Origin of the sequence: Yersinia sp. 1252 StPb PI (assembly GCF_048593885.1) — a bacterium.
GTDB lineage: Bacteria > Pseudomonadota > Gammaproteobacteria > Enterobacterales > Enterobacteriaceae > Yersinia > Yersinia enterocolitica_E.
This window is the reverse complement of sequence record NZ_JAZGQE010000134.1, coordinates 1-13,690: the sequence shown is the minus strand read 5'-3', so window position 1 is coordinate 13,690 and position 13,690 is coordinate 1. Positions and strand designations below refer to the sequence as shown.

The following is a 13,690-nucleotide window of genomic DNA, read 5'->3' as shown; positions in this document are numbered from 1 at the left end:
CTTATAGCATGAGGATTACATCAGATGAGAGCCACTGGACTAAAACTGAGTTATTGCGCCGCCAGAAAGGTGGCGCATCACTAACTTAGTTACGATATAACACTTTAATGATGTGATATCCAAACTGGGTCTTAACCGGTCCATAAGGTTGCAGCAGTTCGCAGCTAAATACCGCTTTATCGAAAGCTGGGACCATATCCCCTTTATTGAACTCGCCCAAATCGCCGCCATTACGTTTTGACGGGCAGTTAGAGAATTTTTTCGCTAACTCTTGGAAATTTGCGCCGTTATTCAATTGCGCCAGAATATCGTTTGCCTGCTTTTCATCATCAACCAAAATGTGCAGTGCAGAAGCTTTGTTTGCCATAGTAACAATCACCACTAAGTTATTTAGACTACATAGTTATTTGAACGAAGGTTATCTTCAATAGGTCTTGAAGCGCGCCAGTGTAGCGTATTTTGGTCGTGATGGGGCCACTGCGGCGAGCGTTTTACAAATCAAAAACAGCAGGTGGTTTTTTTTCGCCGACCGCTTTCTGCTACAATCCTGTTCCCCCGTTAACCCACTGAGCTTCTGAGTGCCATGCGATTAAATCCCAGCCAACAACAAGCCGTCGAATTCGTTACTGGCCCCTGCCTGGTGTTGGCCGGTGCGGGATCGGGCAAAACCAGAGTTATCACTAACAAGATTGCCCATTTGATCCGCCAGTGTGGCTATCAACCGAAACATATTGCGGCGGTGACTTTTACCAATAAAGCGGCGCGTGAAATGAAAGAACGTGTGGCGCAAACATTGGGGCGTAAAGAAGCACGTGGCTTGATGATAGCAACCTTCCATACTCTGGGATTAGAGATTATCAAAAAAGAGTATGTGGCGTTGGGGATGAAATCCAACTTCTCGCTGTTTGATGCACAGGACCAATTGGGGCTATTGAAAGATCTGACCCACAAGTGGTTGGAAGACGATAAAACGTTACTGCAACAATTGATATCCCAGATCTCCAACTGGAAGAATGATCTGCTCTCGCCAGCGGCGGCGGCGGCACTGGCGCGATCCGAGCGTGATAAGCTGTTTGTGCATTGCTACGGCTTATATGACGCCCATTTGAAAGCCTGCAATGTGTTGGATTTCGACGACCTTATCACCCTGCCGACACTGCTGCTGCAAAACAATCTGGACGTGCGCGAACGCTGGCAAAATCGTCTGCGATACCTACTGGTCGATGAATACCAAGATACCAATACCAGCCAATATCAAATGGTTAAATTACTGGTGGGCAACCGGGCGCGTTTTACCGTAGTCGGTGATGATGACCAATCTATCTATTCATGGCGTGGAGCGCGACCACAGAACTTAGTCTTATTGAATGAAGACTTCCCGCAATTGCAGGTGATCAAGCTGGAGCAAAATTACCGCTCCTCGGGCCGTATTCTAAAGGCGGCAAATATTCTGATTGCCAATAACCCCCATGTTTTTGAAAAGAGACTCTTTTCTGAATTGGGTTATGGCGATGAGCTGAAAGTGATCACTGCTAATAATGAAGATCATGAGGCGGAAAGAGTGATCGGTGAGCTTATCGCCCATCACTTTGTCAAAAAGACTCAATACAGTGATTACGCCATTTTGTATCGCGGTAACCATCAGTCGCGGTTGTTCGAAAAGCTACTGATGCAAAACCGTATCCCTTATCGTATTTCGGGAGGCGATTCATTTTTCTCGCGGCCAGAGATCAAAGACCTATTGGCGTATTTGCGGGTATTGACCAATCAGGACGATGACAGTGCATTTTTACGTATCGTGAATACACCCAAGCGTGAGATTGGTTCAACGACCGTGCAAAAACTGGGAGAATGGGCCAATTTACGTAATAAAAGCCTGTTTCGAGCCAGTTTTGATTTGGGATTAGGCGAGCATCTGAAAGGCCGTGGTTTGGAGTCATTGCAGCGTTTCACGCACTGGATGGATAGTATTATTCGGCTGGTAGAACGTGAGCCAGTGGCGGCAGTGCGCGATCTGATTCACGGCATCGATTATGAAAGTTGGTTGTTCGAAACCTCTCCCAGCCCCAAAGCGGCAGAAATGCGGATGAAGAACGTTAATCTCTTATTCAGTTGGATGACTGAAATGCTGGAAGGCTCTGAGCTGAATGAGCCGATGACGCTCACTCAGGTCGTTACACGTTTTACCCTACGCGACATGATGGAGCGCGGGGAAAGTGATGAAGAAGTGGATCAAGTGCAATTAATGACCTTGCATGCCTCCAAAGGGCTGGAGTTCCCTTATGTGTTTTTGGTTGGCATGGAGGAGGGCTTGCTGCCGCATCAAAGCAGTATCGATGAAGATAATGTAGATGAAGAGCGGCGCTTGGCCTACGTGGGTATCACCCGCGCCCAGCGTGAGTTGTTCTTTACCTTGTGCAAAGAGCGGCGGCAGTATGGTGAGCTGATTCGGCCGGAACCCAGTCGCTTTCTGATGGAGTTACCGCAAGATGACTTGAAATGGGAAGATGAGCGCAAAGCCGTTAGCCCGGAAGAGCGGATGCAGAAAGGCCAGAGTCATCTGGCCAATATTCGTGCGCAATTAGCAAATGCGAAGAAACAGTAGTCAAAGCTAAAAATAGCCGCGAAGGCGAAAACAGTAACGGGCAGTGTCTGGATCTGCCCGTTTTTGCCCCGCTAAGGCGTTACGGGTTTGCCATCGACAGTCACGTTTTTCACGTCGCTGAAGTGCCAAGGGGTATCACCCCGTAACTCAGTAAAGACCACGTTATTAAATTCACTGTCACGTAAATCACTGATAGCGGTTGGGTTTACCTGTTTCAATTGCACATTGTTGACATGTACCAAACGGTGCCAGGCTTGGTTTGCCGTATCGCCTTTGATTTCAATCACAGCGTTTTTGCCGGTTATATTATCTAATGTCACATTGTTTACTGTGAAATCATAGAATTGAGCCGGTATTTTAGCTGGTGGATAGTCGATATTGGCATTACTGTCGGCATAGTCCAGCGTCATCACTACCGCCTGTTTGGCCAAATCGCGCATGGCATTATTACGGAATGTCACGTTACGGGCGCCGCCACCAATGGTGCTGGTGCTCTTGGCACGCAGGCCAATATCGGTCAGATACATCACGTTGTTTTCCGCCAGAATATCCTCAATCCAGGCACCGGTATGGCTACCGGTTACAATGGCACCGTGGCCCATACGGAAATAGTTATTAAACAGCCATGCACCTTTCATCGGCTCTTGCTGCTGTGCTTTTTCTCCAGTACCGGCAGCAAAATTGATACAGTCGTCGCCAGTATCAAAGAAGTTATTAAACACCATTACATTTTGGCTATTACCAAACTCGATACCATCGCCGTTGTTTGCATCATAGGTTTGATGAATTAAACCGTTGGCGACCACGTTGTGGTTTTCCAGATTCATGATGCCGTGGAATGCGGGGTTACGTACGGTAAAACCTGCCAGATAGACGTTCTCTACACCGCGCAATGTCATCAGGCTGGAGCGACGTTGACCATAGGCATTTTTCAAATCCATACCATCAGAAACAGCCTTCTCAACCTGATTTTTAGCCAGAATCCCATCTTCATGCACTTTGCTGTTTTTGCTCGCCACATATTGTGGCAATCGATGACCTAGCTCATCGGTCACTTCAGCCGTTTTTGCCCGTTGCCAGCCATTACCATCAATCACCCCCGGACCGGTAATACGGATGTTGCGGAAAGTCCCTGGTGTGCTTTTATTCGGGTCAATGGCATTGATCAGTGAGGCTGGGCGCTCAATGGTAGAATAGGGATATAAACGGTAACCCGCTGGATAATCATCAGGGTTCTCTGAGCCTAATAGTGTTGCACCTGCTTGCAGGTTGAGGGTCATATCACTTTTTAGCCACAACGCGCCACTTTTGAAAGTACCCGCAGGGATTTCAACCCGGCAGCCCGGCTTACAACTATCGATTGCCTGTTGGATCGCCTTGGTATTCAATGTCTTGCCATCATCAACTGCGCCGAAGTCGCGCACGTTGACGATTTGTGGTTTGGCGCTGGTTTTTGCCGTAACAAGATTACTGGCAGCGGATGACGAGCCATCAGCATATTGGGCTTTTACCGTGAACTGATAGCGGGTATCAGGTTTCAGGCCATCAACGGTGAAGTTTTGTAGCACAATCTTATGCTGGAAATTATCTTTATCATTGGCATAAAAGTGATCAATATAGGGCTTGGCGGGAGAGAATTTATTATTGTTATCACTGGCTTTGCCCAGCAGCTTTCCAGCAGAATAAATTTGATAATCGACAATTTTACCGGTGTCTTCTGGTGCTTTCCACACTAATACAATAGTGCTCTCATCATAAGCGAGAGTAGGAACCTGAAGCTGTTGCGGGGCATCGTGGGCACTTGCTTTAGCTGCAATTGCTGTTGGGGTGCTGGCTATCAGACTGGACATCATTACCAACATAGCCAAGCTATGTGGACGTTGAAGCTGTGCTCGCATTGTTACCTCCTTCAAAAAAGAAACGTTGTTTTATAAAAATACACACAATGTTTCTTTTTTAAGCTGAGGATGATCACAATCTAATGGTTTTGTAGAGATTTCAGTGTGAAGGATGAGGGGATAGGGCGACCCAGGCCGCCCAACAGCAAAGAATTTAATTAAGTTCTTCTAATGACAGTGGCCATTGGACATAGCTTTGCCAATGGCTTTCCTGTTCCAGCGCTTCTGCTCGATAAGGGTGCTGTTGTAACCAGCCATGAGGTAGCAGCACATAAAGAGCCTCGCCCGTGGCCCGTAGCCTGACAGCTGGTAAGGTATCATCCCGCCGACGGCTGGAGAAAATAATCGACAGACGCAGGATTCGGCACAGATGTTGTGCCATATTCACCGGCAATGCATTCTGCTGATTCAACAGGGACAAATCGAGAGTATCACTCTGATTTTGCAATAATGCGGACAGTAATAGCTTTTGCGCGGGGGTAAAGCCGGGTAGGTCTAGATTGCGGATCAGATAAGCAGCATGTTGGGGAGCACGTTTAAAATCGACACTTAGACCAATTTCATGAATCAAACAGGCATTTTGCAATAACTCCCGACATCGATTATCGAGTTGCCACTCTTTTTCTACCTGTAAAAAAAAATTATCGGCTAACTTGCTCACGCGTTTGGCTTGTTCGATATCGAGTAAATAACGGCGCTGCAAATTGCGCACTGTCCGGCTACGAATATCTTGCTCGACCGGTAAATGAAGCATGCCGTAGACTAGCCCTTCGCGCAGCGCGCCGCCAGCCAGTGTCATACTGTCAATTGCCAGTTCCTGAAATATCGCAATCAAGATAGACAAACCACTGGGGAAAACCAGCGCTCGTTCTAGTGTTAAACCGGGAATCTCCAGTTCTTCCAACTTGCCGCACTGAATGGCTCTCTGCTTGAGCTGTTGTAATTTGGCCAGCGTGATCAGTTCATCCATGCCCTGAGCAACCATAATTTCTTGTAGGGCCTGAACCGTACCCGATGCTCCAACACAAATTTGCCAGCCATGGTCACGAAAACGTTTCGCGACCGGTTTGATCATCTCACGTGCAGCCAGTTCCGCACGCTCAAAATTGTCTTTTGCCAGATTGCGATCGCTAAAATAACGTTCCAGCCAGGTGACGCAACCCATTGATAAACTGACGAGAATGTTCGCTTGAGCACCATTGCCGGTGACCAGTTCGGTGCTACCACCGCCGATATCCACTACCAGACGCTGCTCCGGCCCACCGGTGGTATGTGCCACACCGTGATAAATCAGACGAGCTTCTTCTTCGCCACTGATGACCTGAATCGGACAACCAAGAATGTCGATTGCAGTTTGCAGGAACTCTTCAGCATTTGAGGCAAGACGCAGGGTTGCAGTTGCAACCACCCGGATCTGGTCCAAAGGAATGTCCTGCAAACGTTCTGAAAAGAGCTTCAGACATTGCCAGCCGCGTTCCATCGCTTCTTGTGATAAATGGTTTTGACTATCCAGACCCGCAGCCAGACGGACTTTCCGCTTGATTCGGGCCAACGTCTGGATACTGCCTGCCACCTCACGTACTACCAACATATGGAAACTGTTGGAGCCAAGATCGATGGCAGCATAAAGTGAGGTGGAACTTAGCATCATTTATCAGCTCGGTCGCTTACGGTTATTCCGTGGTGCACCACTGCGACGTGGGGCAGAGTTACGGCGTGGGCCATTCCCGGTACGGGTACGGGCCAGACGTTTTGGCGCCGGCAAATCAGTTAATAGCGCATCGCTATTATATTTGCTTACCGGAATGCTATGACCGGTGTAGGTCTCGATAGCCGGTAAGTTTAACGCGTACTCTTCACATGCCAGGCTGATAGAATGACCACTTTCGCCAGCACGACCGGTACGGCCAATGCGGTGAACATAGTCTTCACAGTCGTCAGGCAGGTCATAGTTGAACACATGGGTGACCAGTGGAATGTGCAAGCCACGGGCGGCAACATCGGTAGCAACCAGAATATCCAAATCACCTTTGGTGAAATCTTCCAGAATACGCAGGCGTTTTTTCTGTGCCACATCACCGGTCAGTAAACCAACACGATGACCATCTGCAGCCAGGTGACCCCAGATCTCTTCACAACGATGTTTGGTATTGGCAAAAATAATACAGCGGTCTGGCCACTCTTCTTCAATCAACGTCTGAAGCAGACGCATTTTTTCTTCATTTGAAGGGTAGAACAGCTCTTCCTGAATGCGGTGGCCGGTTTTTTGTAACGGTTCCACTTCAACATATTCAGCGTTATTCATTTGTTCGAATGCCAATTCACGTACCCGGTACGAGAGTGTGGCAGAGAACAACATGTTTAAACGTTTATCAACGGAAGGCATACGGCGGAACAGCCAGCGGATATCTTTAATAAAGCCTAGATCGTACATCCGATCAGCTTCATCCAGGACCACAACCTGAATCGCACCGAGGTTAATATAATTTTGTTTCGCGTAGTCGATTAAACGGCCAGTAGTACCGATCAGAATGTCAACGCCACTTTCCAGCACTTTAAGCTGTTTATCGTAGCCGTCACCACCATAAGCCAAGCCTAATTTCAGGCCAGTCATCTGGGAAAGTGATTCCGCATCGGAGTGAATTTGTACTGCTAATTCACGCGTTGGTGCCATAATCAATGCGCGTGGTTGATTAGTCTGGCGACCCTCTTCAGCCGGGTGAGAAAGCAAATAATGGAAAGTAGACGCTAAGAATGCCAGCGTCTTGCCGGTACCTGTTTGCGCCTGACCCGCTACATCACGCCCAGAGAGGGTGAGTGGCAATGCTAACGCCTGGATCGGCGTACAGTTATGAAACCCTTTGTTTTCAAGAGCTTCTATAACTAGCGGGTGCAGGGCGAAGTCGGAAAACTTCAGTTCGGTCAAGTGTGTTTTGCTCATAGTGTGGTAGAATATCAGCTAACTATTGCTTTACGAAAGCGTATCCGGTGAAATAAAGTCATCCTATTGTTGGTTAATGCTACACCAACGAGGTAGACACAATCCTTTGGAGTAGAACATGAGCGATAAAATTATTCACCTGAGTGACGACAGCTTCGACACTGACGTGCTGAAAGCCAGCGGCCTGGTTCTGGTCGATTTCTGGGCTGAATGGTGTGGTCCGTGCAAGATGATTGCTCCGATTTTGGATGAAATTGCTGAAGAGTACGAAGGCAGACTGACCATCACTAAATTGAATATTGATGACAATCAGGGCACGGCACCGAAATACGGTATCCGTGGTATCCCTACACTGTTGTTATTCCGTGACGGTGAAGTAGTGGCCACCAAAGTGGGTGCCTTGTCTAAAGGCCAGCTTAAAGCCTTCTTGGATGCAAATCTGTAAGCGGTATTAGCCGTCAATACCCAAAGTCGTTGGCGTTGCAGCAAGTAAGCTTCGATGAGCTGACTAAGGTTAGTGATTCGGGCGACAAATCTGCCAGAAGCAGATTTGAGCACTGTTTGCAGCGGGCTCAACGAGGTGAGGTTCATGGATGGGCTGAGTTGTAATAGCGGCTAACACGGCTGTGGCTGCAAGGCTGTAGGGTATGTTTAGCGGCAGTTGTGATTTCTCACACTGACCGCTAGACGCCTGCAAAGAAGCGTGTTAAGTTTACTCTACTGCATATAGAACATTCCTGTGTATCGAGTCCGGGTTTATAGCATCTAGCTTATTCTTTAGTATCTAATTTACTCTTTAGCATCTAATAAATAGTCTGTAGCACCTAAATAGTTTGAATCTAAAGCTTTACTCTATGTCGAAATAATGTGTGTTGAGAATGATTATGAACTCAATCAGTTTTTTGACAGTCTAACGGTTTTACAAATCAGTCTAAGGTACCTTCAATCTTTTGACCGTTGTGTCGCGCAAATCCCGCGTAAGTCATTACTTGCGTAGTTTGCTCAAGGCCGGTGATTGAATGTCCCATTAAACAGGCACGGATGACGCTGCCATACCATTCACGACCATAGTTCGAGACATACCCCGAGTTTAAGAACCCACCATTATGAATCTTACCGAATTAAAGAACACGCCGGTTTCTGATCTGATAACACTTGGCGAAAATATGGGGCTGGAAAACCTGGCCCGGATGCGTAAACAAGATATTATTTTCTCTATTCTTAAGCAGCACGCGAAAAGTGGAGAAGATATCTTCGGTGACGGTGTATTGGAGATATTGCAGGATGGATTTGGTTTCCTCCGCTCTGCAGACAGCTCCTACCTCGCCGGTCCCGACGACATCTATGTATCCCCAAGCCAAATTCGCCGTTTCAACCTTCGCACTGGTGATACCGTTGCCGGTAAGATTCGTCCGCCGAAAGAGGGTGAGCGTTATTTTGCATTGTTAAAAGTTAACGAAGTTAACTACGACAAACCGGAAAACGCCCGTAACAAAATCCTGTTCGAAAACTTAACCCCATTACATGCCAACTCTCGTCTGCGCATGGAACGTGGTAATGGTTCGACGGAAGATTTAACTGCCCGTGTACTTGATTTGGCCTCGCCAATCGGTCGCGGTCAACGTGGCCTGATTGTGGCACCGCCTAAAGCGGGTAAAACTATGCTGTTGCAGAACATCGCTACCAGCATTGCTTACAATCACCCTGATTGCGTCTTGATGGTATTGCTGATTGACGAACGTCCTGAAGAAGTGACTGAGATGCAACGTCTGGTTAAGGGTGAAGTTATTGCTTCCACTTTTGATGAGCCAGCATCCCGTCACGTTCAGGTAGCTGAAATGGTTATCGAGAAAGCGAAACGTCTGGTTGAGCACAAAAAAGACGTTATCATCTTGCTGGACTCCATTACTCGTCTGGCCCGAGCATACAACACCGTGGTTCCTGCTTCAGGTAAAGTGCTGACAGGTGGTGTGGATGCTAACGCCTTGCATCGTCCTAAGCGTTTCTTTGGTGCTGCACGTAATGTTGAAGAGGGCGGTAGCCTGACCATCATTGCCACGGCATTGGTTGATACCGGTTCTAAAATGGATGAAGTTATCTATGAAGAATTTAAAGGTACCGGCAACATGGAACTGCATTTATCGCGCAAAATTGCCGAAAAACGTGTGTTCCCAGCCATCGATTTCAACCGCTCTGGTACACGTAAAGAAGAGCTGCTGACCACCACTGAAGAGCTGCAAAAAATGTGGATCTTGCGCCGTATTCTTCATCCAATGGGTGAAATCGATGCGATGGAGTTCCTCATCAGTAAACTGGCAACAGCGAAAACTAACGATCAGTTCTTCGATAATATGAGACGTTCGTAAGTCGAGTAAAATCAGTCAAAACGCCACGCACAGTCGTGGCGTTTTTTGCTTTTGGAATATACGATAGTTGGGCTTGTTATCCATTAAGTGATAGGCATTCCATAATTTATGGCTATTTTGGTAGTTATTCTCATTACCAATGAGAAAATAGCAAAAAATAGAGTTGGGAATAACAAGCAAGGCTGTCATCATATTCGGAAATAACTGAAAGCGTGGGGAAGGCATGGTATGCGCCAAGCCGCATGCTAAGCTGTCGTATCATTTTTGCAGAGAGCGGTTAAACGTGAACTTACTCACTATGAGTACTGAGATATTTGTTATATTCCTGTTTTCTCTGGCATTTTTATTTGTTGCTCGCAAAGTTGCCAAGAAAATCGGACTTGTTGATAAACCTAATTATCGCAAACGTCACCAAGGGTTGATTCCATTAGTGGGCGGAATATCCGTGTTTGCGGGTATTTGTTTTACCTTTCTGATAACCAATCAGCAGATCCCTCATTTCCGACTCTATCTCGGTTGCGCCGGTTTATTGGTGTTCATTGGTGCTTTAGATGATCGCTTTGATATCAGTGTAAAAATCCGTGCCTTTGTTCAGGCATTGGTGGGTATCGCCATGATGGCAGTCGCGGGGCTCTATTTGCGGAGCCTGGGACATGCTTTTGGTCCGTGGGAGATGTCATTAGGGCCATTTGGCTATGTCGTCACACTGTTCGCGGTGTGGGCGGCGATAAATGCTTTCAATATGGTGGATGGTATTGATGGTTTACTGGGGGGGCTGTCTTGTGTCTCTTTCGGTGCCATGGGTATTCTATTGTATCAAAGCGGGCTGATGGCATTGGCATTATGGTGCTTTGCCATGATAGCCGCTATCTTGCCTTATATTCTGTTAAACCTTGGGTTATTAGGGCGTCGCTATAAAGTCTTTATGGGTGATGCGGGCAGTACGCTAATTGGCTTCACCGCTATTTGGATGTTGCTGCAAACCACACAAGGGAATTCCCATCCGATTAACCCGGTGACTGCATTATGGATTATTGCAATTCCATTGATGGATATGATTGCCATCATGTACCGGCGTTTACGTAAAGGAATGAGTCCTTTCTCACCAGACCGTCAACATATCCACCACTTGATTATGCGTGCCGGTTTTACCTCACGGCAGGCATTTGTCTTAATTACACTGGCGGCAGCGTTGTTAGCGGCGATTGGTGTTATTGGCGAAAGGCTGACATTTGTCCCTGAATGGGTGATGTTGGCATTATTCTTGCTTGCATTTCTGTTGTATGGCTACTGCATTAAACGAGCATGGCGTGTGGCACGTTTTATCAAACGGATGAAGCGTCGGATGCGTCGTGCATCGCAAAATAAGCATGAATCTTAACCTGAGGCTTTTAGGCAGTGATGAAACCAGAATCTATGTCGACTGATAAAACAGGGTCTACCAATAATGAGCCTACTGTGGATAACGAATTAGATATCCGCAGCCTGTTCCGTACTCTTTGGCGCGGTAAGGTGTGGATTATCGGTATGGCAATTCTTTTTGCTGCGATCGCGCTGGGTGTTTCCTATCTGGTGAAACAACAATGGAGTGCGACAGCCATTACTGACCGGCCAACAGTCAATAATTTGGGTGGTTTTTATTCTCAGCAGCAGTTTTTACGTAATCTGGATACTCGCATTAATAGCGGAGTTGCCAGTGAACAACCCGGTATCTCTGACGAAGCTTATGGTGAGTTTATTACCCAACTTGCGGCTTACGATACCCGTCGTGATTTCTGGCTGCAAAGTGATTACTACAAACAGCGTCTGGAAGGTGATGCCAAGGCTGATGCCGCATTACTGGATGAGCTGATAAACAATATTGTTTTCACCCCACGCGATGACAAAAAAATGCTGAATGACAGCATTAAATTGACGGCAGAAACGGCCAGTGATTCCAATAAATTACTTCGTGGTTATATTGATTTTGCCAGTCAGCGTGCTGCCAGCCATTTGAACGATGAGATTCAAGGGGCATGGGCGGCTCGTACTCAATCGATGAAAGCACAAGTTAAACGGCAAGAAGCGGTCGCTCAAGCGGTGTTTGATCGTGAAGTGACGGCAGTTAAGCAAGCATTGAAAGTCGCAGGTCAGCAAGGAATTAACCGAAACCAAACGGATACTCCGGCAGAGCAGTTACCAGATTCCAAGATGTTTATGCTGGGTAAACCGATGCTTGAAGCCCGTTTGGAAACATTACAGGCTACCGGACCAAGTTTTGATATTGATTACGATCAGAACCGTGCCATGCTGGCAACATTGAACGTCGGTCCAACGTTGGATAAGACGTTCCAGACATATCGCTACTTACGTACACCGGAAGATCCAGTTACCCGTGATAGTCCGCGCCGTATTTTCCTGCTGATTATGTGGGGTGCGATTGGCGCACTAGTTGGGGCTGGCGTGGTGTTGGTTCGTCGTACCAGTATACCAGCGTAATTCATTGGCGTTGCCGTCGGGTAAAGCGGCCATGTAGCAGTGCCAGGTAAAAAGAGTATAAATCGTTAATGGGCGCATTGTGCGCCCAACTTGCAGGCGTTGTCTGCGGCTAACTGACCTTAAAGAGATTCACTGTGAAAGTGTTGACTGTTTTTGGCACCCGGCCTGAAGCCATTAAGATGGCTCCTCTGGTGCATGCCTTGGCTCAGGATGAAGCCTTTGAATCGAGAGTCTGCGTGACGGCCCAGCATCGCGAGATGCTGGATCAAGTGTTACGCTTATTTGAGATTCAACCGGACTATGATTTAAATATCATGAAACCGGGACAGGGATTGACGGAAATAACCTGCCGTATTTTGGAAGGGTTAAAGCCTGTTCTGGCAGAATTTAAGCCAGACGTTATTTTAGTTCATGGCGATACGACCACGACACTATCAACCAGCCTGGCGGCATTTTATCACCGTATTCCTGTCGGCCACGTCGAGGCGGGATTGCGCACAGGGAATCTCTATTCTCCGTGGCCGGAAGAGGCCAACCGTCAACTGACGGGGCATCTTGCTATGTACCATTTCGCACCGACCGAGAATTCCCGCCAAAACCTGCTCCGTGAGATGGTGCCGGAGAACCGCATTTTTGTCACCGGCAATACGGTGATCGATGCGCTGTTCTGGGTGCGGGATCGGGTGATGAATAACCCGGAGTTACGCTCCAGCCTGGCGCAACGTTACCCGTTCCTTGATATCAGTAAGAAGATGATTTTGGTCACGGGTCACCGTCGTGAGAGCTTTGGTGGTGGTTTTGAGCGGATTTGCAGTGCGTTAGCTGAAATTGCCCTTAAGCACCCCGAGGTGCAGGTGGTTTATCCGGTGCATCTCAACCCGAATGTCAGTGAGCCGGTCAATCGCATCTTGAAGGGTATTGATAATATCATTCTGATTGACCCGCAAGATTACTTGCCATTCGTGTATCTGATGAACCACGCTTACCTGATCCTGACCGATTCTGGCGGTATTCAGGAAGAAGCGCCTTCATTAGGTAAGCCGGTGTTGGTGATGCGTGATACCACCGAACGCCCGGAAGCAGTCGATTCCGGTACGGTTCTGTTGGTTGGCACTAATATTAATAAAATTGTCGATGCAGTGACCCGCTTGCTCACTGATGAAACTGCCTATCATCAAATGACACGGGCGCATAATCCTTACGGTGACGGGCATGCCTGTCAACGCATCCTTGAAGCTTTAAAGAATCATCAGGTGACGTTATGAGTTTTGAAACTATTTCTGTTATCGGTCTTGGGTACATTGGTCTGCCAACTGCTGCTGCTTTCGCGTCGCGCAAGAAGAAAGTGATTGGGGTTGATGTCAACGCCCATGCTGTTGAAACCATTAATCGCGGTGCTATC

The 13,690-nt window shown here is 47.5% G+C and carries 10 protein-coding genes and 1 pseudogene; 7 read left to right on the top strand and 4 right to left on the bottom strand.

The genetic code is table 11. From position 1 onward, the window contains the following. Positions 1–85 precede the first annotated feature (85 nt). Entirely contained in the window at positions 86–367 is a 282-nt protein-coding gene (ppiC, locus tag V2A85_RS17140; RefSeq protein ID WP_004704164.1) for a peptidylprolyl isomerase PpiC, read from the bottom strand. A gap of 216 nt (positions 368–583) precedes the next feature. On the opposite strand from ppiC, the gene rep reads away from it, so the two are divergent. After that, entirely contained in the window at positions 584–2,605 is a 2,022-nt protein-coding gene (rep, locus tag V2A85_RS17135; protein ID WP_372560088.1) for a DNA helicase Rep, read from the top strand. A 71-nt stretch (positions 2,606–2,676) separates the two neighbouring features. Here rep and V2A85_RS17130 read toward each other — a convergent pair whose 3' ends face one another. The 3 genes from V2A85_RS17130 to rhlB form a co-directional block, all read right to left on the bottom strand. Beyond that, positions 2,677–4,503 (bottom strand): glycosyl hydrolase family 28 protein, encoded by a 1,827-nt coding sequence (locus tag V2A85_RS17130; protein ID WP_420071925.1) that lies wholly within the window; start codon positions 4,501–4,503, stop codon positions 2,677–2,679. A 154-nt stretch (positions 4,504–4,657) separates the two neighbouring features. Further along, positions 4,658–6,151: an exopolyphosphatase gene (ppx, locus tag V2A85_RS17125; RefSeq protein WP_372560668.1), complete on the bottom strand. Its 1,494-nt coding sequence runs from the start codon at positions 6,149–6,151 to the stop codon at positions 4,658–4,660. 6 nt (positions 6,152–6,157) lie between these two features. Continuing rightward, positions 6,158–7,444: an ATP-dependent RNA helicase RhlB gene (rhlB, locus tag V2A85_RS17120; protein ID WP_005190253.1), complete on the bottom strand. Its 1,287-nt coding sequence runs from the start codon at positions 7,442–7,444 to the stop codon at positions 6,158–6,160. Positions 7,445–7,562: 118 nt separating this feature from the next. Here rhlB and trxA point away from each other — a divergent pair, with 118 nt between their 5' ends. The 6 genes and pseudogenes from trxA to wecC all read left to right on the top strand — a co-directional run. After that, positions 7,563–7,889 carry a thioredoxin TrxA gene (gene trxA, locus V2A85_RS17115; RefSeq protein ID WP_004714235.1) on the top strand — a complete coding sequence of 109 codons (327 nt, stop codon included), beginning with the start codon at positions 7,563–7,565 and terminating at the stop codon, positions 7,887–7,889. 661 nt (positions 7,890–8,550) lie between these two features. Further along, the gene (gene rho, locus V2A85_RS17110; protein WP_004704159.1) at positions 8,551–9,810 is read left to right on the top strand and encodes a transcription termination factor Rho; all 1,260 of its coding nucleotides are present in this window, start codon (positions 8,551–8,553) and stop codon (positions 9,808–9,810) included. Between the two features lie 283 nt (positions 9,811–10,093). Then, positions 10,094–11,191 (top strand): UDP-N-acetylglucosamine--undecaprenyl-phosphate N-acetylglucosaminephosphotransferase, encoded by a 1,098-nt coding sequence (gene wecA, locus V2A85_RS17105; protein WP_372560086.1) that lies wholly within the window; start codon positions 10,094–10,096, stop codon positions 11,189–11,191. 20 nt (positions 11,192–11,211) lie between these two features. Next, positions 11,212–12,288, top strand: coding sequence for an ECA polysaccharide chain length modulation protein (gene wzzE, locus V2A85_RS17100; RefSeq protein ID WP_372560085.1), 1,077 nt, complete (start codon positions 11,212–11,214; stop codon positions 12,286–12,288). A 134-nt stretch (positions 12,289–12,422) separates the two neighbouring features. Next, entirely contained in the window at positions 12,423–13,553 is a 1,131-nt protein-coding gene (gene wecB / locus V2A85_RS17095; protein ID WP_372560084.1) for a non-hydrolyzing UDP-N-acetylglucosamine 2-epimerase, read from the top strand. Beyond that, a pseudogene (wecC, locus tag V2A85_RS17090) lies at positions 13,550–13,690 on the top strand (UDP-N-acetyl-D-mannosamine dehydrogenase); the annotation flags it as partial. The gene wecB and the pseudogene wecC, both read left to right, overlap by 4 nt.

What these genes read in the sequence shown, in the direction of transcription:
- wzzE (WP_372560085.1), top strand. Translation starts at nt 11,212, where the DNA reads ATGAAACCAGAATCTATGTCGACTGATAAAACAGGGTCTACCAATAAT.
- trxA (WP_004714235.1), top strand. Translation starts at nt 7,563, where the DNA reads ATGAGCGATAAAATTATTCACCTGAGTGACGACAGCTTCGACACTGAC.
- ppiC (WP_004704164.1), bottom strand. Translation starts at nt 367, where the DNA reads ATGGCAAACAAAGCTTCTGCACTGCACATTTTGGTTGATGATGAAAAG.
- rep (WP_372560088.1), top strand. Translation starts at nt 584, where the DNA reads ATGCGATTAAATCCCAGCCAACAACAAGCCGTCGAATTCGTTACTGGC.
- ppx (WP_372560668.1), bottom strand. Translation starts at nt 6,151, where the DNA reads ATGCTAAGTTCCACCTCACTTTATGCTGCCATCGATCTTGGCTCCAAC.
- V2A85_RS17130 (WP_420071925.1), bottom strand. Translation starts at nt 4,503, where the DNA reads ATGCGAGCACAGCTTCAACGTCCACATAGCTTGGCTATGTTGGTAATG.
- rhlB (WP_005190253.1), bottom strand. Translation starts at nt 7,444, where the DNA reads ATGAGCAAAACACACTTGACCGAACTGAAGTTTTCCGACTTCGCCCTG.
- rho (WP_004704159.1), top strand. Translation starts at nt 8,551, where the DNA reads ATGAATCTTACCGAATTAAAGAACACGCCGGTTTCTGATCTGATAACA.